The sequence below is a fragment of the Neorhizobium galegae bv. orientalis str. HAMBI 540 genome (genome assembly GCF_000731315.1).
In the GTDB taxonomy this organism is placed as follows: domain Bacteria; phylum Pseudomonadota; class Alphaproteobacteria; order Rhizobiales; family Rhizobiaceae; genus Neorhizobium; species Neorhizobium galegae.
The window spans coordinates 1,776,388-1,797,320 of sequence record NZ_HG938354.1 but is presented as its reverse complement, the minus strand read 5'-3'; the positions used below and the strand labels follow the sequence as shown (position 1 = coordinate 1,797,320).

Genomic DNA, 20,933 nt, shown 5'->3' with positions numbered 1-20,933 from the left:
TGACCCGCTGGCCGGCATCGCGCGGAACGACCGCGCGATGCCGCAGCGACCCTGCCTGCCATAAAAGGGGAACGGCAATGGGCATCAGCCTTTCAAAACTGACGGAAAAGACGAATATATGGCCCTGGCTGCTGCTGGCGCCGCTCGGCATCTACATGCTCGTCTTCTTCGCCGTGCCGCTTGCCGAAGTGGCGATCATGAGCTTTACCGAACCGAAGGTCTCGCTCGCCAACTACCAGAAGGTCCTGACCGGAGCGCTTTACCAGCGCGTCTTTCTGAACACCTTCACGACGGCCGCTTTTGTGACGCTCTGCTGCCTTCTGGTCGGTTATCCGCTGGCCTATCTGATGGCGCATTCCAAGCCGCGCACGGCAATGCTGATCCTGCTGCTCGTCACCATGAGCTTCTGGACCAGTTTCCTCGTCCGCACCTATTCCTGGATGGTCCTGCTCGGCAATAACGGCCCGCTGATTGCCTTCCTGCAGATGATCGGCGTCGACAAGCCGCCGCAGCTTCTCTTCACGCGGTTCTCCTCGACGCTCGCCATGGTGCATATCCTGGCGCCCTACATGATCATGAACATCTATTCGGTGATGAAGAAGATCGACCCGGCGCTGATCCGCTCGGCGGAGAGCCTCGGCGCCAAGGGGTGGTCGCTGTTTAGGCATGTCTACCTGCCGTTGACGGCACCGGGCATCGCCAATGGTTCCGTCCTCGTCTTCGTCATCTGCCTCGGTTTCTATGTGACGCCGGTGCTGCTCGGCAGTCCGCGTGAGCAGATGGTCGCCGGTCTGATCGGCCACCAGATCGAGGAATTCCTGGCCTTCGGTCTGGGCTCCGCCATGGCGATGATCCTGCTCGTCGTGACACTCATCATCCTCACTATCTATCACCGCCGTTTCGGCCTCGACAAACTCTGGGGGTGACCGAACATGAACACGTTCATGCGCTGGGCCGGTTTCATCGTCGTGCTCTTCATTGCAGCCCCGCTCGTCATCGTCGTGCCGATGTCGTTTTCGAATGCGAGCTCCCTGCAATTCCCGCCGCCGGGTTACTGGCTCGGGTATTATCGGGCTTATTTCACCAGCATGGATTGGCTGATACCCACCTGGAACAGCATTCTGATCGCGACCGCGACCACCATCCTCACCATGGCCCTGGTCGTGCCCGCAACCTTCGCTCTGGTGCGCCACAAGTTTCGCGGCAAGGGGTTTGCCGACCTGATGATGCTGATGCCGATGGCGGTGCCGCATATCGTCATGGCGGTCGGCTATTATTCTTATTTCGGCGATCTCGGACTGGTGCACAGCCATCTCGGCGTCATCCTGGCGCATACCTGCCTGTCGGTTCCGATTGCCTTCCTCGTCCTTTCGGCCAACCTCAAGGGTTTCGACCGAAACCTTGAACGGGCCGCGCAGAGCCTCGGCGCCAGCCCGACGAAGACCTTCCTGCACGTCACCCTGCCGATCCTGCGACCGGGGCTGGTCATCAGCTCGCTCTTCGCCTTCATCCAGTCGTTCGACGAGACGGTGGTGGCGATCTTCATCTCGGGCCGCGATGCCGAGACCCTGCCGCGCAAGATGTTCGACAGCATCCGCCAGGAGGCCGATCCGGTGATTGCCGTCATCTCGACGCTGCTCTTCGTCGTCGTGCTGGTCGGCATCGCGGCTCCTTATTTCGCCAGCGCGCTGCGCAGCCGCGCTCCCAAGCCGAGCCGCCCGGCCGGCGCACATTGATCCTCCCAAGGGCTCCCCCCAAGGATTTCCAATGACGAACTACCTGCAACTCTCCAACATCACCAAGACCTACGGACATTTCACCGCGCTCGACGACGTGAGCCTGTCGGTCGACAAGGGGGAGTTCGTGACCTTCCTGGGGCCGAGCGGCTCGGGCAAGACGACGACGCTGATGATCATTGCCGGTTTCGAAAAGGCGAGCGGCGGCAAGGTGGAAGTCGGTGGCCAGTCGATTTCCGAGCTTGCGCCGCATGAGCGCAATATCGGCATCGTGTTCCAGAACTATGCCTTGTTTCCGCACAAGACGGCGGTCGAAAATGTCTATTTCCCGTTGCAGATGCGTGGCGTGAGCCGCTCGCAGGGCTTGAGACAGGCAGAGGACATGCTGTCACTCGTCGGCCTCAAGGGTTTTGGCCATCGCCATCCGAAGGAATTGTCCGGCGGGCAGCAGCAGCGGGTCGCGCTTGCCCGCGCCCTGGTTTTCGAGCCTTCGCTGCTTCTGCTCGACGAGCCGCTCGGCGCGCTCGACAAGAACCTGCGTGAGCAGATGCAGATCGAGATCAAGCGCATCCAGCGCAGCCTTGGCGTGACGACCATCTTCGTGACCCACGACCAGTCGGAAGCCATGTCGATGTCCGATCGCATCGTGGTGTTCGAGAAGGGACGTATCGAGCAGGTCGCAGCACCCCTGGATATCTACCATCGCCCGCAGACCTCCTTCGTCGCCGCCTTCATCGGCGAGAGCAACCTGATTCCGGCAATCATTACCAGCGGGGCCGGCAGAACGGCCGAGAACCCGACGCTTGGAGCCTTCCAATACGCTGGCGAAGATGCTCTTGCGGACGGCCAGAAGGTGACGCTTCTGATCCGCCCGGAGCACATCAAGCTGTCGCGCAGCCCGGTCGAGGGCCGCAAGAACGTCCGCATGATCGTCGAGACGATCGTCAACTACGGCGACAACGCACTCGTGATCGGCCGGGCAGGGGATATTCCGATGCGCGTCAGGGTGCTCGGTGCCGATGTGGTGATCATCAGGGAAGGCGAGGAATGCTGCATCAGCTGGGCGCCGGACGCGGTCTTCGTGATCACCAAATAGGGTTGCAGCGGCGAATGCCGACCGGCCCCTTCAATCAACGCACGTTATTGCACCATCAAGGCCGGGATTAGAACCTAGAGAAGATCGTACTTTTTCAGGATCTCTCTTATTTTCTCGTCCTGAGCCTCGTCCGGAAGCAGGGCAGGCTGCCTGCTCGCGCCGACTGATTTGTCCTGAAGGTAAAGCGAACGCTTGACCATGGCGGGCGCAAAGCCCAGCGCATAAAGGTCGGTGCGGAAGGCGGTATAGATCGCCTGCTGACGCTCCGCTTCCGCAATGTCGCCGGAGTTGAAGGCTGCAAGGATGCCGGCGAGCACGTGCGGCAGAGCATTTCCGAGCCCCGATATGCAGCCCGCAGCACCGTTCTGCAGCGACCACAGAACGAGATGGTCAGGACCGGAATAGACCTCGAAGCCCGGGTTCTCTTTCGAGACCTGAAGGTAGGCTGCCAGAGTTTCCTGAGCGCCGCCGGAATCCTTGATGCCGGCGATATTGCCGTGCCCGGCGAGCTTTGCGGCCGTCGCCGGCTCGATGTGGTTCTGGGTCCGGGCGGGGATGTCATAGAGATAAACCGGTGTCTTGACCGCATCCGCGACCGTCGAGAAGTGGCGGACCAGCCCGTCCTGCATGCAGGCGATGAAGAAGGGGGTGATGACGGCGATGCCGTCGACGCCGATCCGGTCAAACTCTTTGGCCAGTTGCACCGTCTCGAATGTGGCTGGCATCCCGGCATTGACGATGACTTTGGCGCGACCCGCAACCTCGTCGACCACGTGTTCGGTCAGGCGGATCTTCTCTTCGTGGGTGAGAGCAGTGAAATCACCATTGGTGCCGGCGCACATGATGTTGTTGCCCGCCGCCACCTGCCGGCGCACCTGGGCGCGGGTCGCCTCGAAATTAATCGTCTCGTCCTCGTTGAAGCAGGTCACGAGTGCGACAAAGGCATTTCTGGTCATTCAATCAACTCCGCTTATCCGCCGCTCGGCGGTTTGTCATGCACGTTTGAGACGGGCTGCCCGGTGTTCGGCCTGAACGTCCGGGTCCGGATCGAGGCTCGCCGCCAGGAGCGCTTTTGTATAGGCTTCACGGGGCGTCTCGAAGATCTCCCGGACCGTTCCCAATTCCACCACTTCGCCCTTCTGCATGACCATGACGTAATCCGCGAAGTCGCGAACGACGGGCAGGTCGTGGGCGATGAAGATGAAGGAGATGCCTATGTCCCTTCGCAGCTTGTCGAGAAGCGCGATGACCTGGGCCTGCACCGATACGTCGAGCGCCGACACCGCCTCGTCGCAGACGATCAGCTGTGGTTCGAGCGCAAGCGCACGGGCGATTGCAATCCTCTGCCGCTGGCCGCCCGAGAACTGGTGCGGATAACGGCCCATGTGCTCGACCGAAAGGCCCACCTGCACCAGCAGTTCCGCGACCCGTTCCCGCCACCGACGTTTCGGCAGGATATCAGGATGGATGGCCCATGCTTCCGATACGAGCTGGAACACCGTCATGCGTGGATTGAGCGACTGGGTGGGGTCCTGAAACACCATCTGAAGATCGCGCCGGAGCTTGTAGAGTTCCGACGGCGAGAGCATAAAGAGATCGCGCCCCTTCCAGTGCGCCGTACCGGCGTCCGGCTCGTCCAGCCTCAAAAGAACGCGGGCAAGCGTCGATTTGCCCGAGCCGCTTTCTCCGACGATCGCCATGGTCTCGCCAGCCCGGAGGTCGAAGGAAACCCCCTTCAGCGCATCGAAAGAGCCGTAGCGCTTGCGCACGTCCCGGACGCTAAGCAGCGGTTCGCCCGACAGCTGCGCGACGTGCATCTCGCCCTTTCCGGGGGCAGCGCCGATCAGCTTTTTGGTATAGGGATGCGTGGGGTTCTTGTAGACATCGCGGACCGTGCCGGTCTCGACCAACTCGCCTTTTTCCATGACGACCACCCGATCGGCGATTTCGGCCACCACGCCGAGATCGTGGGTGATGATCAGCACGCCCATGCCGGTTTCCCGCTGCAGTTCCTTCAACAGCGCCAGCACCTCGGCCTGGACCGTCACGTCGAGTGCTGTGGTCGGCTCATCGGCGATCAGCAGGTCGGGGCGCAGCGCAAGCGCCATCGCAATCATCACGCGCTGACGCTGGCCGCCGGAAAACTCGTGCGGATATTTGCCCATGGCGCCTCCCGGGTCCGGAATTCCGACGCGCGTCAACAGGCGCAGGGCTTCGCTTTTGGCCTGTCCGGCCGGCATGCCGTGGGTCGTCATCGCCTCGCGGATCTGCCATCCGACGGTATAGACCGGGTTCAGATGGCTGAGCGGGTCCTGAAAGATCATGGCGATCCGTCGGCCGTTTGCCTCGCGGCGCGCCTGGGGCGACATGGTCAGCAGGTCCTTGCCGTCGAGCAGGATCTGCCCGGCACTGATCCGCCCGGGCGGCATGTCGATGAGGTTCATGATCGCCGCTGACGAAACCGACTTGCCGGACCCGCTTTCGCCGAGGATCGCCAGCGTCTCGCCGCGGTCGAGATGGTAGGAGATGTTGCGCACGGCATGCACGACGCCGGCGGCCGTATGGAACTCGACCGAGAGGTTGCGGACTTCCAGCAGGTGCTCAGCCATTCTTTCGGCCTTTCATTTCCAGGCGCCAGCGCTGAACGGGGTCGAGCGCGATGCGCAGCCAGTTCGACAAAAGGTTGAGCGACAAGGTGGTCATGATGATCGCCAGCCCGGGCCAGAACGAGAGCCACCAGGCATTGGTGAGATATTGGCGCCCTTGGGAAATCATCAGCCCCCAGGTGATCGCCGGCGGCTGGATGCCGATGCCGAGGAAGGACAACGCGCTTTCGGCAAGCATGACATAGGCGAAGTCCAGCGTCGCCAGCGTGGTGAGCGTCGGGAAAACGACCGGCAGGATGTGACGGAACAGGATGCGGTTCTGCGAAGCGCCCATCACCCGCGCCGCCTGCACGAACATCCGCTCGCGGATCTCCAGCACCTCGGCGCGGGTGGTGCGCAGGTAAACGGGGATGCGGGTGATCGACAGGACGGCGACCAGGTTCAGGATCGAGGAGCCCAGGAGATAAAGGACGATCACCGCGATCAGCAGCGAGGGAAAGGACATGATCACGTCTGCCAGGCGCATGATCACCTGCCCAACGCGCGGTGAGGAAAAGCCGGCGACGAGGCCGAGCAGCGTGCCGATGACCGACGACAGGATCACCGCGCCGGCGGCGACCATGAGCGTGTTTTGCGTCGCGACGATGATGCGGGCGAGCAATGGCCGGCCGAGAGCGTCCGCCCCCATCCACCACACCCATTCACGGCTCCAGTCGAAGGGCGCGAGGTTGCGGCCGCGGAGGTTCTGCTTGGTAGCGAGTTCGCCGAGCCAGGACGGCCCGATCAGGGCAAGCACAATGATGACGAGCAGGAAGATCACTGCGCAGAGCGCGAATTTGTCGGCCCATAGCATCCGCGCCATGCGGACCGGGAAGGAGGGCTCGTGCACGATCGTCGTATCGGAGGTGGAAACACTCATCGTTGCGCTCCTCAATGACGGATGCGCGGATCGAGAAGCGCATAGGCAAGGTCGATCAGCAGGTTCATGAGGAAGATCGCCAGCGCGGTCACCAGGATCGCGGCCAGGACGACGTTGAAATCCCGTTGCAGGATCGAATCGATCATCAACTTGCCGACACCGGGGAAACCAAAGATCGTCTCGACCACGACGGCGCCGTTCAAGAGGCTCGCCGCCTGGTCTCCGATGACGGTGATGACCGGCAGCATGGCGTTGCGCAGGGCATGGATGAAGATGATCGGACCGGCCTTGACGCCTTTTGCGCGGGCCGTCTTCACATAGGCGGAGGATAGGGCGCCGATCATCGCGCCGCGCACCACCTGGACGATGATGCCGAAGGGACGGACGAACAGGACGCCGATCGGCAGGATCCAGTGCAGGATCGACCCGGTGCCGGATGTCGGCAGCCATGCGAGGTTTACGGAAAACACGACGATCGCGACGATTGCCAGCCAAAAGTCCGGCACCGATGCGCCCACCAGCGAGATCATCGAGGAGAGCCGGTCGAAGAAGCCGCCGGAGCGAAAAGCGGCAAGCGAGCCGACGACGATGGCAGCGGCCGTGACGAGCGACATGGTGATCACCGCAAGCCAGAGCGTCCACACGAACGCTTCTGTCACCACGTCCAGCGCCGGCCGCGCCTTGCGCAGCGATTCACCGAGATTTCCGGTCAGCACGTCGCCGACATAGCGTCCGAACTGCACCATCAGCGGGTCGTTCAAGCCGTGAAGTTCGCGGAACTGCTGCTTCATTTCGGCCGAAGCTTCGACGGGCAGGAAAAGAGCGGCCGGATCGCCCGTGAGGCGGGACAGGAAGAACACCAGCACAAGCAGCCCTGCCAGTGAAATCAAGCTCGCCACGGAGCGCTTACGAATAAAACTGAGCATGTCGCCCTCGACTATTATGGCGGCGGATGGGTACCCGCCGCCTTTGGGTCGTGATTGGAAATCCGGCAGCCGGTTTCCGCTGACTATTTGATGCCGATTTCCGACAATTGCAGCATCGAATTTGTGGCGATGGTCGGTTTGAAGTCGATACGCGGCGAAACGCGCGAGAAGCCGACCATGTGGAAGAGAAGGGCGTCGGCAACCACGTCGTCATGCAGGTAGGCGATCAGCTGCGACCAGAGCTTCGCACGTTCGTCACCGACTGCCGCCGAAGCGCGCTTGATCAGGTCGTCGACCTTAGGATCGGAGAAGCCCGACTGGGTGCCCTGCGAGGCATATTTGAAGAACATGGTGAAGGACGGGTCGCCCTTGGAGTTGTCGTGCATGGCGGCGACGATAATCGGGCCACGACCTTCCTTGAAGGGCTTGGAATAGTAGCTCTCGTGCTCGGCCACTTCGACAAACTTCAGATCGACCTTGAAGCCAACTTCCTGGAGCTGCGACTGAACCGCTTCCATGATTTCGGTGACGTTCGGGAAGTTTGCCGTGCGGGCGATCAGCGTGATCGGCGTATCGACCTTCACACCGGCGGCCTTTGCCTCGGCGAGAAGCTTCTTGGCGCCTTCCGGATCATAGGGGAACACCTTGACGTCCGGGTTCCAGCCCTGCGTGGTCGGCGGCACCAGCGCCGTCGCGAGCACGGCTCCTTGGGGCACCAGCGTGCCGAGAAACGCCTGGCGATCGATGGCAAGATTGAGCGCCTTGCGAACCCGCACGTCGTTCAGCGGCTGAATGTTGTGGTCGAGGCGCAGATAGACCGTCTCGCTGTCGAGATAGGAAAAGTCAGTCTTCGGGTCGGTCGCATCGAGCTGCGAGATCGACGGAGAAAGGTCGGCTTCTCCGGCCTTCACCATTGCCGCACGTACGGACGGATCGGCACGGAACAGATAGGTGGCCTCGGTCACCTGCGGCTTGGCACCCCAGTAATCGCTGCGAGCAGCAAGCACGATCTGCTGGCCTGGCGTCCAGTTCTTCAGCGCATAGGGGCCGGTGCCGATCGGCTCGCGAATGAATGCGAGCGGGGTTTCTTCCGGAACGATTGTGACCAGCGACATCAGCAGCGGCAGGATCGGCTGGGCCGGATCGGCCTTGAAATCGATCGTGTAGGGGTCGACGACATTGGCGGCGATCTTCATGCCGCCGAAATAGCGGCGGGATTCGCAGGCGTTCTTGTCGCTCATCACGCGGTCAAAGCTGTGCTTCACATCCTTGGCGTCAAACGTCGTCCCGTTGGAGAACTTGACACCCTGGCGGAGATGGAACCGCCAGCTGCCGTCCTGGGTCTGCTCCCATTTTTCGGCCAGGCGCGGCATGACGCCCTTCTTGCCGCGAACATCGAGCTCGGTCAGCGTTTCGCTGACGTTCTCCATGATGATACGGCCGATATTGGAACGGGTCGCCATGCACGGCTCCAGCAGATCGGCTTCTTCAGGCAGCACGATCTTGATAGGGCCGGACCCTGCGTAAGCCGGGGCAAGCGCAGATCCGAGGATCAGCGCGGTCATCAGCATCTTCTTCATGTGGTTCACCTCCCAAGTGAATATAAATTGGTCAGACACCGTTCGATCGACCTGCCGTGGCCCGGTGGATGAACGGCTGATTTGGTGATTGGCGAGCCGACCCGTGAAGGAAGACCGATGGCGATTTCGAGGCTCTATCGTGGGGCGTTCGGACCTTGGACCAAATTTCCTCCCAACGGCAGGGCCACATATTTCGCTGCACCGCGATCGCCTACTCCTCCTGTGCTATTCTCCCCCAAACCATGTTCTGTCGCGCGCAGTTTGTCAAATTGTTTTGCGATGTTATTTTTTGAGGAAAATTTTCGCGTAAAATTATTGTTATTTTACAGTATGTTGATGCTCTGCAAGTCTCCAGAATCTAGGACTTGTGTATTTTATAAAACTTGACAACTTTGTGTTTCTGGTAATTCTCGGGGCTTAGAGGAGAGCTTTATGAGCCCTGATGAAATAGCGTCAGCAATGACTGGCACGGTACGGATGGTGGCCACCGGCAGGCGCGAAGCCTTCCTGCCTTCCCCCATGGTTCAGAACCATGCAAGCTTCCTGCATCTCCTGGCCGACGGCACGTTGATCTGCGCCTGGTTCGGTGGTTCGCTGGAAGGCAAGTCTGACATATCCATTTTCGCGTCCGTCGTCGTGCCGGGCTCGGACGTCTGGGGTCCGCCGCAGAGGCTGAGTTTCGATGACGCGCATTCCGAGCAGAACCCGGTTCTGTTTACCGCGCCCGATGGCCGGCTCTGGCTTTTCCATACGTCACAGCCTTCCGGTAACCAGGACGAATGCCGTATCCGCATGGCCGAGATCCGGCGCGATCAAAGCGACACGACAAGGCTGACAGCGGAGACGGGCGGTTATCTCGATCTGCCGAAAGGATGTTTTATCCGGGCTCCGCTGACGGTGCGGAATGACGGCGCATGGCTTCTGCCGATCTTCCGTTGCGTTCAGCGGCCGGGCCAGAAGTGGAACGGAAGCCATGATACGGCGGCGGTCGGGATATCGACAGATGCCGGGAAAACCTGGCGCCTTGAAGAATTGCCGCAATCGACCGGCTGCGTCCACATGAGCCCCGTCGCCTTGCCCGCAGGCGGTCATGCGGCGTTTTTCCGCCGGAGGCAGGCGGATTTCGTATACCGGAGCGAAAGCGCCGATGACGGCCGATCCTGGTCGGTGCCCGAGGCTACGAATGTGCCGAACAACAACTCCTCCATCGCGGTTATTCGGTTGAAGGACGGTCGGCTTGCGATGATCTGCAACCCGGTAAACGCGGCTCAGTCCGGTGATCGCCGGGCTTCGCTTTACGACGAGCTTGGCGAGAGCGACGAAAGGCCGGATGCGGATCCCACAGGTGGTTGCGTGCCCGTCTGGGGCGTGCCGCGCGCGCCGGTCTGTGTCTGTATTTCGGATGATGGTGGGCTTAGTTTTCCAGTCCGTATCCTGATCGAAGACGGGCCGGGCACCTGCCTGTCCAACGATTCCACCGATGGCCGGAACAAGGAAATGTCTTATCCGTCGCTACTGGAAGCGCCGGACGGGACACTGCACCTCGCCTATACCTACCACAGGCGGGCAATCAAATATGTCAGCCTGGCTTCGGGCTGGGCAGACGCGACTGACGGGAGAATTGGATGAGCAATATCATTGGCATCACCATGGGAGATCCCTGTGGCGTTGGTCCGGAGATAACCGTCAAGGCCCTCGCCGAAATGTCCGACGCCGATCGGTCCGCAACGCGGGTCTATGGCAATCTTGCGACGCTGGAGGCGGCTCGTGATGCGGTGGGGGTCACGCTCGATCTCACACCTTACGTCGTCGACCTTCCGGTGGAGGGAGCGCCTTTGCCCTGGGGGCAGCTGTCGGCGGTCGCCGGCGATGCGGCGTTCCGCTTCATCGAGCGTGCCGTGCGCGATGCCGAGGCCGGCTCGATCGGCTGCATCGTCACCGCGCCGATCAACAAGGAAGCGCTCAACCTTGCAGGTCATCACTATGATGGCCATACGGGTATGTTGCGCAGCCTCACCGGTTCGGCAGCGGCATATATGCTGCTGGCGTCCGACCGCCTGAAGGTGATCCATGTCTCCACGCATGTCTCCCTGCAGGAGGCCATCCGGCGCGCCACGACGGAACGGGTTCTGGCGACGATCCGCGCCGGTGACGCGCATCTGAAGCGCATCGGTTATCAACGTCCGCGCATTGCAGTTGCCGGCATCAATCCCCATTGCGGCGAAAACGGCCTCTTCGGCACAGAAGATGACGATCAGATCGCGCCGGCCGTCGTGGCCGCTCGCGCCGAAGGTATCGAGGTTCAAGGCCCGATTTCAGCCGATACGGTTTTCCACCGCGCCTATTCCGGCACCTTCGATCTGGTCGTCGCGCAGTATCACGATCAGGGCCATATCCCGATCAAGCTCGTGGCCTTCGATACGGCCGTCAACGTTTCCGTCGATCTGCCGATCGATCGCACCTCCGTCGATCACGGCACCGCGTTCGATATCGCCGGCAAGGGGATCGCCAATCACGGCAACATGAATTCTGCCATCGCCTACGCGCGCAAGCTCGTGGTGGGGGTCCGATAAGGAACGCGTCATGGCCATTGCACCCATCACACTCCACCAGCCGCTGCGCCTCGCCGTCGGTGCCGGCACGATCAGCCAGGTTGGCCCCTGGGCCGAAGATGTCGCCTCGACCCTGGTCATTGCCACGCCGATTACGGCAGGCTTCGTTGACCGTCTGCAGTTACCTGGCCGATTTTCCGTATTCGACGCCATTCCAGGCGAGCCGGATACCGCAACGCTGGATGCTGCGCTGGAGGCCGCCCGCAAGACCCGCCCGCAAATGATCGTCGGACTTGGTGGTGGATCGGTATTGGATGTCGCCAAGCTGGTTGCAGCGCTGTGGGATTCCGAGCAGACGCTTGAGGACGTTGCCGGTCCCAATCGCGTCGCCGGTCGCCGCACGCGGCTTGTCCAGGTCGCGACCACCGCGGGTACCGGCTCGGAGGCGGGTATCCGCTCGCTTATCACCGATCCGGTCAAGCGGACCAAGATCGCGGTGGAGAGCCCGCACATGATCGCCGATTTCGCGGTGCTCGATCCTGAGCTGACCTATTCGGTGCCTCCGGCTGTGACGGCTGCTACGGGTGTCGATGCCATGGCGCATTGCGTCGAGGCCTTCACCAACCGCCGTGCCCATCCGATGATCGACGGTTTTGCCCGCATGGGTTTTGGGCTGGTCGGCCGGTATCTGGCGCGGGCGGTGAAGGACGGGCACGATACGGAGGCCCGCGAAGGGCTGATGCTTGCTTCCTATTACGGCGGCATTTGCCTCGGCCCGGTCAATACGGCGGCCGGCCATGCGATCGCCTATCCGCTGGGCACGCGTCTCAACCTGCCGCACGGCCTGGCGAATGCCATCGTTTTCCCGCATGTCCTGGCTTTCAATCAGCCGGTCGTTGCCGCGAAGACTGCGGAAGTGGCTGCAGCATTGGGCCTTGGCGATCACCTCTCCTCGGACGAATTGCGCTCTTCAGCCTACGATTTCTGCGGAGGGCTTGGCATCCAGATGTCGCTGGCGGCTCATGGCGCCAAGCAGGAGGAACTTTCCCTCTACGCTTCGGAGGCGCATGCCATCCGTCGGCTGATGGATAACAACCCGGCCGAAATGAGTGTCCAGGATGTGCTGGGAATCTACGAGGCGGCATTTTGAAGGAACGGCCATCCGGCGGTATGCTGCCGGATGGCCGATTTCCAGATGACGCATCCAGGTTTTATCGGTGCGACGACTGAAACAGTCGCTCGCGTGAACCCTTCAAGTGGTCCAGCATCAATTGCCGCGACCCTTCCTGGTCTCTGCGAGTGATCGCATCGGCGATTGCCTCATGCTCGCCGAACACCTTCGCCAGTCCGGTGGCTTCTCTTTTGACGGAGGCTCCGTGGAATTTCATGCCCATGGCAATGTGGTCTTTCAGGGCTTCCATCGCCGTCGAGAAGTAGTTGTTCTGAGCCGCACGCGCGATGGCCAGATGGAACTGGTAGTCGGCATCTTCCCGATGGGCCTGGCGGTTCGTGGCATCGCGCAGCAATTCCAGAGCCCGTTTTATCGCCGCCAGGCTCTCCTTGTCATGACGCGCTGCCGCCGCTGCCGCTGCCGCTGGCTCAAGCGTCATGCGAAATTCATAACAGTTGAGGAGATCGGCGACGTTTTCCAGCTGGCCGAATCCGAGCGGTTCACGCAGGCCGAGCGCACGCACGAAGCTGCCGGCACCGCGTCTCGAATAGATCAGTCCCTGCTCGCGCAACCGCCTCAGCGCTTCCCGGATGACCGGCCGCGACACTTCGAATTCGTTGGCCAGCTCGTGTTCGGTCGGCAACCGTTCGTCCGGCTTGTACGCCCCCGACTTGATCGCGCGCAACATCCGCTCAAAGACGATATCGGGAAGGCCCTTGCGGGCAGTGCCGCTCTCAAGCCCCATCGTTCAATCCTTCTCGCCCTTGGCTATTCTTGCTATCTCGCACAATGTGCCCGGCGTGCCGAATCCGCCGGATTTGGCGATGATGCATTGGCCATCGATATAAGCCAAGCCAAGGCCCGGCAGACATTCGCCGAGAAGCTGGAATCTCGAGACATTCATTGCCTTCAGGACAGCCTCGGCAGTCGCCCCGCCCGACAGAAGCAGAGTGGCGGCTGGTGCGGTCATGCCCGGGACTATGCTCGCCGCCATCCTGTCCGATACCAGAAGCGGCGGATCGTCCTTTCCATCCGGCGTGGCCTGAACCAGTGTCACGGAATGCTGGGGTGGAAGAACCCCTTTCAGACGTCCGTTCGGCGCGGCAATATAGTCAAGCACCACCGCCTGGCGCAGTTCCTCGACTTGCGCAAGCGTGATCGGATCTCTCGAGCCGATGACAAAAAGGGCAGGGCCCGGTTTAGGCAGGGCCGGTTCGGCGGCCTGACGGCCGGTCATATGACATGCCAGCGCCTCGGCGAGACCCCTGGCGCCGACAAGAAGATCGGCCCCGGCCTCGCGACCAATTGCCAGAGCCGCGGACATGTCTTCCTGTGAAAGGGTATCGGGAATGATGGCGCGTTCGGCATGAACGCCAAGCGCATCGGCGACATTCAGCGGCTTGTCCAGGCCGAAACCTTCGACATGTCCGGTTCGCACATTCCGTCCGAAATCAGGTATCGCGGGAGCGACTAGCATCAGGTGAAAAGGCGTGGCGTCGAGCTCGGCGGCGATATTGCCCTTGAGGCGGGAATCGATCTTCTTGAACAGCACGATGTCCGATGGCAGGGACGACAAGGCCGCACCAGTCGCCTGCCGCGCAGCCTCCGCCCCGACTTCGCGAGATCCGAGGTTGATTGAAAGAACCGCGGGCCTCATTTGCAGGGCCCACTCGATAGCCTCGGCGCTCAACGCGATTTCAGTATGCAAACCCCTGCCGGCAAACGGTGCTGCGCAATCAAGCGCGCCAGTCAGGTCGTCGGCGAGAATAACCAGCATATTAGACCACATGATCTGTTGTTATCTTTTTTGAGCGAAATTTGCTCGTATTGTCAATCGTATAACTGCGGTATTTGACAAATTTAGCCATGGCTCGCGTGCCGGATCGACCGGTTGGGTCGTATTTTTCCGGGCCTTCACTTGCTGCAATTAGCGTCCCATAAGCGAGCGGAATTTGCTTGTTGACGCCGGAGGCGGAGTGCGCCCGGCCAGTAGTCTTTTTGAAATCCTGCGCTAGATTAAATGGCACTCTAAGGCAGGGGGCTTCGGTGGCGAGACAGGGCAATGACGTTCAGCACAGTGGCGTGGATTCTGGCGACCTTTCAGATGTGAATGTGGCGGTGATGGCGGACGAAGATGCCCGCGCCCTGCTTGAAGCTCTCCTGGTGATGAGACGAGGAGACTTTTCGGTCCGGATGCGGTCCGACATGACCGGAGTCACCGGAAAAATTGCAGATACATTGAACGACATCATCGCGGCCAACCAGAAAATGGCCGCTCAGCTTGAAAACGTCGGCCAAGTGGTCGGGCGGGATGGGCGCACCAGCACCCGCGTTAGATTTGGACTTTCCGATGGAGCCTGGGCGGACATGGAAGGGTCGATCAACACCCTGATCGATGACTTGCTGTGGCCGACGACGGCGGTCACCCGCACGATCACGGCGGTCGCCAAAGGCGACCTGCTGCAGACGGTTCCGCTTGACGTCGATGGGCGACCGCTGAAAGGGGAATTCCTGCGTTCAGCCGAGATCGTCAACACGATGATCAAGCAGCTGAGCGTCTTCACATCCGAAGTGACGCGCGTTGCCCGCGAGGTCGGCACGGACGGCAAATTGGGTGGACAGGCTCAGGTTCCGGAAGTCACCGGCGTTTGGAAAGACTTGACCGAGAGCGTCAATTCGATGGCTTCGAACCTGACCGCTCAGGTCCGTAATATCGCGGACGTCACGATCGCAGTCGCCAATGGCGATCTTTCCAAAAAGATCACCGTCGATGTTCGAGGCGAAATCCTGCAGCTGAAGGAAGCCATCAACACGATGGTTGACCAGCTCCGCTCCTTCGCGTCGGAAGTGACGCGCGTTGCACGAGAGGTCGGCACGGAAGGAAAGCTGGGTGGCCAGGCCCTTGTGCCGGGCGTTGCGGGCACGTGGAAGGATTTGACCGACTCGGTCAACGCAATGTGCGGTAACCTGACGGCGCAGGTGCGAAACATCGCCCAGGTGACGACCGCCGTCGCCCGCGGCGACCTTTCGCGAAAGATCACCGTCGATGTGTCCGGCGAAATCCTGGAACTAAAGGAAACCATCAATACGATGGTCGACCAGCTCAACGGCTTTGCCGGGGAGGTGACGCGCGTTGCCCGCGAAGTGGGCACCGAAGGCCGCCTGGGCGGCCAGGCTCAGGTGCCGGGCGTCGCCGGAACCTGGAAGGACTTGACCGACAACGTCAATTCCATGGCCTCCAATCTTACGGCCCAAGTCCGCAACATCGCCGAAGTGTCGACCGCAATCGCCAATGGCGACTTGTCGAAAAAGATCACGGTCACGGTTTCGGGTGAAATCCTGGAACTCAAGGAAACCATCAACACGATGGTCGATCAGCTGAATGCATTCGCCTCGGAGGTGACGCGCGTCGCCCGCGAAGTGGGAACGGAAGGACGGCTCGGCGGGCAGGCAAACGTCCGCGGTGTCGCAGGTACCTGGAAGGACCTGACGGAGAACGTCAACTCTATGGCCGGGAACCTGACGGCACAGGTCCGCAACATTGCCGAGGTCTCCACGGCAATCGCCAATGGTGACTTGTCGAAGAAGATCACCGTCGACGTGAAGGGCGAAATCCTGGAGCTGAAGGAGACCATCAACACCATGGTCGACCAGCTCAACGCGTTTGCGTCCGAAGTGACGCGCGTTGCGCGCGAAGTGGGGACCGAGGGTCGGCTTGGCGGCCAGGCGAATGTGCGCGGCGTCGCGGGAACCTGGAAGGATCTGACCGACTCGGTCAACTCCATGGCTTCCAACCTCACCGGCCAGGTGCGCAACATCGCTGAAGTTGCGACTGCCGTCGCCCAGGGCGACCTGTCAAAGAAGATTACCGTGACGGTGTCCGGCGAAATTCTGGAGCTGAAGGAGACCATCAACACGATGGTGGACCAGCTCAACGGCTTTGCCGGGGAGGTGACGCGTGTCGCCCGAGAGGTCGGGACTGAAGGGCGGCTCGGCGGCCAGGCGAACGTTTTGGGTGTTGCCGGAACGTGGAAGGATCTGACGGATTCGGTGAACTCGATGGCCGGTAATCTGACGGCGCAGGTCCGCAACATCGCCGAGGTCTCGACCGCGATCGCCAACGGCGACCTTTCGCGCAAGATCACCGTCGACGTGAAGGGAGAAATCCTGCAGCTCAAGGAAACCCTCAACACGATGGTGGACCAGCTCAACCGGTTCGCTTCCGAAGTGACGCGTGTGGCGCGCGAAGTGGGCACCGAAGGCAAGCTCGGCGGCCAGGCTCAGGTGCCGGGTGTTGCCGGCACCTGGAAGGATCTGACCGAGAACGTCAACTCGATGGCCTCCAACCTCACCGGTCAGGTGCGTAACATTGCGGAAGTGACGACTGCAGTTGCGCGAGGAGATCTGTCGCGCAAGATCACCGTCGACGTGAAGGGCGAAATCCTGGAACTGAAAAATACCATCAACACGATGGTGGACCAGCTCAACGCCTTTGCCGGGGAAGTGACGCGTGTCGCACGCGAGGTGGGCACCGAAGGCAAGCTCGGCGGCCAGGCGCAGGTCTCGGGCGTCGCGGGTACCTGGAAGGATCTGACGGATTCGGTGAACTCGATGGCCGGCAACCTGACGGCCCAGGTGCGCAATATCGCCGAGGTCGCCACCGCGATTGCCAATGGCGACTTGTCGCGCAAGATCACCGTCGACGTCCGGGGTGAAATCCTGCTGTTGAAGGACACCCTCAACACGATGGTCGACCAGCTGCGGTCGTTCGCGGGCGAAGTGACGCGCGTGGCGCGCGAGGTCGGCACTGACGGCCGTCTTGGCGGCCAGGCGGTCGTGCCGGGCGTCGCGGGAACCTGGAAGGATCTGACCGACAACGTCAACCTGCTTGCTGCCAATCTGACCACGCAGGTCCGCAATATCGCCGAAGTGACGACAGCCGTCGCGCGAGGCGACCTGTCGCGCAAGATCACCGTGGATGTGAAGGGCGAAATTCTCGAACTGAAGAATACCATCAACACGATGGTCGATCAGCTGAACGCCTTTGCGGGCGAAGTCACGCGCGTGGCGCGCGAAGTCGGCACCGAGGGCAAGCTCGGCGGCCAGGCGCAGGTGCCGGGCGTCGCCGGTACCTGGAAAGATTTGACCGATACCGTCAACGTCATGGCCGCCAATCTGACCGAGCAGGTTCGCGGCATCGTCAAGGTGGTGACCGCCGTCGCCAACGGCGATCTCAAGCAGAACCTCACCGTCGCATCCAAGGGCGAGGTCGCCGCGCTTGCCGAAACCATCAACAACATGACCAATACGCTCGCGACCTTCGCCGACCAGGTAACGACGGTTGCCCGAGAAGTGGGCGTCGAAGGCCGCCTCGGCGGTCAGGCGAACGTGCCGGGCACTGCCGGCACGTGGAAAGATCTGACCGGTAACGTCAACCTGCTGGCGGCCAACCTGACCACCCAGGTCCGGGCTATCGCCGAGGTCGCGACCGCCGTCACCAAGGGCGACCTGACGCGGTCGATCCAGGTGGAAGCGCGCGGTGAAGTCGCCGAGCTCAAAGACAACATCAATACGATGATCGGTAACCTGCGCCTGACGACGGAGCAGAATACCGAACAGGATTGGCTGAAGACGAACCTGGCGAGATTCACCAACATGCTCCAGGGGCAGCGCGACCTGACGCTGGTCGGGAAAATGCTGCTTTCGGAACTCGCGCCCCTCGTCGGGGCACATCAAGGTGTGATCTATCAGGTGGACGCTGAGGATCACCAGCCAACCCTGTCTCTGCTGTCAAGTTATGCGGACGGGGTCGGTGCGGCACATCCGCGGCGTCTGGAGTTCGGCCAGGGGCTGGTTGGACAATGCGCTATCGATGCCCGTCGCATTCTGGTGACCAATCTTCCCGACAATGTCGTTCCCATCAGCTCGGGGGTTTTCTCGACTCTTCCCAAAAGTGCCATCGTTCTGCCGGTTCACTTCGAAGGGCAGGTCAAGGCGGTGATCGAGCTTGCGTCGGCCGGCGAATTCACCGAGCTGCAGCTTTCCTTCCTGGACCAGCTGACGACCTCGATCGGCATCGTACTCAACTCGATCGAGGCGACGATGCAGACGGAAGGTCTGCTCAAGCAATCCCAGCAGCTTGCGACCGAGCTTCAGACGCAGCAGAGGGAGTTGCAGCAGACCAACGAGCAGCTTGAGCAAAAGGCGCAGCAGCTCGAAGAACGAAATGTCGAGGTCGAGGCGAAGAACCAGGAAATCGAGCAGGCCCGCCGTGCGCTGGAAGAAAAGGCAACCGAGCTGGCGCTGACATCGAAATACAAGTCCGAGTTCCTCGCCAACATGTCGCACGAGCTGCGCACGCCGCTCAACTCGATCCTTATCCTCGGCCAGCAGCTGGGAGAAAATCCCGACGGGAACCTCTCCGGCAAGCAGGTGGAGTTCGCAAAGACGATCCACGGGGCTGGCACCGATCTCCTCAACCTGATCAGCGATATTCTCGACCTCTCCAAAATCGAGTCGGGGACCGTGTCGGTCGATGCCGAGGAGATATTCATCACCAATTTGCTGGAGATGATGTCGCGGCCGTTCAGGCATGAGGCGGAAAATCGCGATCTCAGCTACATGGTCGAGATTGGCGAAGACGTGCCGAGAAGCATCATCACCGACTCCAAGCGGTTGCAGCAGATCCTCAAGAACCTGTTGTCCAACGCCTTCAAGTTCACCGCGCAAGGCGGTGTCACGCTGAAAGTCGCTCCGGTGACCGAAGGCTGGTCCCTGGATCACTCGTCTCTCAAACACGCGCCATCGGTGATCGCCTTCGAGGTCACCGATACCGGAATCGGCATACCGCCCGAAAAGCAGCGCATCATATTCGAGGCGTTCCAGCAGGCTGACGCTTCGACCAGCCGGAAATACGGCGGCACCGGGCTGGGCCTTGCGATCAGCCGCGAACTCGCGAACCTTCTTGGCGGCGAAATCCAGCTGCGCAGTACGCCCGGCGTCGGCAGCACGTTCGTACTCTATTTGCCGCTGACATATGTGGGCGCTTCCCCCGCGTCGAGATCCCTGCCAACCCACAGCAATGTCGTGCAACTCGCAGAGGCTGCCGCAGCACGGCGCGCCGACAAGCCCACGGAACAGGTCGAAGACGATCGTGGTGAAATACAGCCCGGGGATGCGGTTCTGTTGATCGTCGAGGACGATCCGCATTATGCCCGCGTCCTTGTCGATCTGGCCCATGACAGCGGGTTCAAGGTGCTGGTGGCCACGCGCGGCGGCGAAGCGCTGAATTTGGCGCAGGAATACAAACCTGCCGCGATATCCCTCGACATTTTCCTGCCGGACATGCTCGGCTGGACAGTGCTGAGCCAGCTCAAGCAAAGCGCGGCGACGCGGCATATCCCCGTTCAGATCATCAGCCTTGATGAGGACCGTCAGCATGGCCTCACACGTGGCGCCTTCGCATTCATGAGCAAGCCGACCACGACCGACAGTCTCGGCAAAGCATTCCTGCGGCTGAAGAATTATTCAGAACCGCGCCGCAAGCGGCTTCTTCTTGTTGAAGACAGCGAGGCTGAGCGGCTGAGTGTGACCGCCCTGCTCAGCCATGACGATATCGACATCGAAAGTGTAGGCTCGGGTGCCGAGGCGCTGGCCGCACTTAAAGAGGATCCGGCCGACTGCGTCGTTCTCGATCTCACCCTGCCTGACATGTCCGGCTTCGAAGTTCTCGAAAAGATCCGCGATGACGATGACATTGCCGAGGTCCCGGTCGTGGTCTTCACGGGCCGCGAGCTCTCGCCCGAGGAGGACGCCCAACTACACACGATGGCGCGCAGCGTCGTCGTGAAAGGCGTCGAGTCGCCTGAGCGTCTCCTGGACGAGACTGCCCTGTTCCTCCACAGGGTGGTGGCCGATATGCCGGCCGCCAAGCAAGCGATGCTCGAGGAACTTCACAGCTCGGACGAGGATCTGATCGGAGAGACCGTTTTGCTGGTGGACGACGACGCCCGCAATATTTTCGCCCTCAGCAGTGTTCTCGAGCGTCGTGGAATGAGAGTCCTGACCGCGACCACAGGCAGCGAAGCCATCGACTTCATTCAGAAGGATCGGGCCATCGCAATCGTTCTGATGGACATCATGATGCCAGGAATGGACGGTTACGAAACGACGCAGGTGATCCGCTCGGACCCCAGATTCCGACGCCTGCCGATCCTTGCGCTGACCGCGAAGGCAATGAAAGGCGATCGCGAGAAGTGCCTGGAAGCGGGTGCGTCTGATTATTTGGCAAAGCCGGTCAATACCGAACAGCTGCTTTCTGCGCTCCGCATGTGGTTGCACCGCTAGG

The 20,933-nt window shown here is 61.2% G+C and carries 14 protein-coding genes; 7 read left to right on the top strand and 7 right to left on the bottom strand.

Translation table 11 applies throughout. The features are described from left to right. Positions 1-77: 77 nt before the first annotated feature. From RG540_RS30955 to RG540_RS30945, 3 genes are read left to right on the top strand one after another with little or no spacing between them, the layout of a single operon-like run. Positions 78-926: an ABC transporter permease gene (locus RG540_RS30955; RefSeq protein ID WP_051909925.1), complete on the top strand. Its 849-nt coding sequence runs from the start codon at positions 78-80 to the stop codon at positions 924-926. A 6-nt stretch (positions 927-932) separates the two neighbouring features. After that, the gene (locus RG540_RS30950; protein WP_041366198.1) at positions 933-1,736 is read left to right on the top strand and encodes an ABC transporter permease; all 804 of its coding nucleotides are present in this window, start codon (positions 933-935) and stop codon (positions 1,734-1,736) included. 31 nt (positions 1,737-1,767) lie between these two features. Then, a complete protein-coding gene (locus RG540_RS30945) occupies positions 1,768-2,832 on the top strand; it encodes an ABC transporter ATP-binding protein (protein WP_041366197.1) in 1,065 nt (354 codons plus the stop codon). Between the two features lie 74 nt (positions 2,833-2,906). Here the strand turns inward: RG540_RS30945 and RG540_RS30940 are convergent, their stop codons facing one another. The 5 genes from RG540_RS30940 to RG540_RS30920 form a co-directional block, all read right to left on the bottom strand. Then, positions 2,907-3,788 carry a dihydrodipicolinate synthase family protein gene (locus RG540_RS30940; RefSeq protein WP_041366196.1) on the bottom strand — a complete coding sequence of 294 codons (882 nt, stop codon included), beginning with the start codon at positions 3,786-3,788 and terminating at the stop codon, positions 2,907-2,909. 36 nt (positions 3,789-3,824) lie between these two features. Continuing rightward, the gene (locus RG540_RS30935) at positions 3,825-5,441 is read right to left on the bottom strand and encodes an ABC transporter ATP-binding protein (protein WP_041366195.1); all 1,617 of its coding nucleotides are present in this window, start codon (positions 5,439-5,441) and stop codon (positions 3,825-3,827) included. Next, on the bottom strand, positions 5,434-6,357 hold the full coding sequence (locus RG540_RS30930; protein WP_041366194.1) for an ABC transporter permease: 924 nt from the start codon (positions 6,355-6,357) through the stop codon (positions 5,434-5,436). The genes RG540_RS30935 and RG540_RS30930 overlap by 8 nt, the downstream gene beginning before the upstream one ends. Positions 6,358-6,368: 11 nt before the next feature. Continuing rightward, positions 6,369-7,283: an ABC transporter permease gene (locus RG540_RS30925; protein WP_041366193.1), complete on the bottom strand. Its 915-nt coding sequence runs from the start codon at positions 7,281-7,283 to the stop codon at positions 6,369-6,371. 83 nt (positions 7,284-7,366) lie between these two features. Next, positions 7,367-8,863 (bottom strand): ABC transporter substrate-binding protein, encoded by a 1,497-nt coding sequence (locus tag RG540_RS30920; RefSeq protein ID WP_041366192.1) that lies wholly within the window; start codon positions 8,861-8,863, stop codon positions 7,367-7,369. Positions 8,864-9,295: 432 nt separating this feature from the next. Between RG540_RS30920 and RG540_RS30915 the strand changes: the two genes are divergently transcribed. Genes RG540_RS30915 through RG540_RS30905 form a run of 3 tightly spaced genes read left to right on the top strand, consistent with a single transcriptional unit; the run spans position 9,296 to position 12,565 of the window. Continuing rightward, on the top strand, positions 9,296-10,492 hold the full coding sequence (locus RG540_RS30915; protein WP_041366191.1) for a sialidase family protein: 1,197 nt from the start codon (positions 9,296-9,298) through the stop codon (positions 10,490-10,492). After that, the gene (pdxA, locus tag RG540_RS30910) at positions 10,489-11,436 is read left to right on the top strand and encodes a 4-hydroxythreonine-4-phosphate dehydrogenase PdxA (protein ID WP_041366190.1); all 948 of its coding nucleotides are present in this window, start codon (positions 10,489-10,491) and stop codon (positions 11,434-11,436) included. Before RG540_RS30915 ends, pdxA begins: the two co-directional genes overlap by 4 nt. Before the next feature lie 10 nt (positions 11,437-11,446). Beyond that, positions 11,447-12,565: an iron-containing alcohol dehydrogenase gene (locus tag RG540_RS30905; protein WP_041366189.1), complete on the top strand. Its 1,119-nt coding sequence runs from the start codon at positions 11,447-11,449 to the stop codon at positions 12,563-12,565. A gap of 61 nt (positions 12,566-12,626) precedes the next feature. Here the strand turns inward: RG540_RS30905 and RG540_RS30900 are convergent, their stop codons facing one another. Both RG540_RS30900 and RG540_RS30895 read right to left on the bottom strand, forming a co-directional pair. After that, positions 12,627-13,331, bottom strand: coding sequence for a FadR/GntR family transcriptional regulator (locus RG540_RS30900; protein WP_041366188.1), 705 nt, complete (start codon positions 13,329-13,331; stop codon positions 12,627-12,629). Positions 13,332-13,334: 3 nt separating this feature from the next. Further along, complete coding sequence (locus tag RG540_RS30895; protein ID WP_041366187.1) at positions 13,335-14,363, bottom strand: four-carbon acid sugar kinase family protein; 1,029 nt, start codon at positions 14,361-14,363, stop codon at positions 13,335-13,337. A gap of 344 nt (positions 14,364-14,707) precedes the next feature. On the opposite strand from RG540_RS30895, the gene RG540_RS30890 reads away from it, so the two are divergent. Beyond that, the gene (locus RG540_RS30890; protein ID WP_157884716.1) at positions 14,708-20,932 is read left to right on the top strand and encodes a HAMP domain-containing protein; all 6,225 of its coding nucleotides are present in this window, start codon (positions 14,708-14,710) and stop codon (positions 20,930-20,932) included. Position 20,933: the final 1 nt, after the last annotated feature.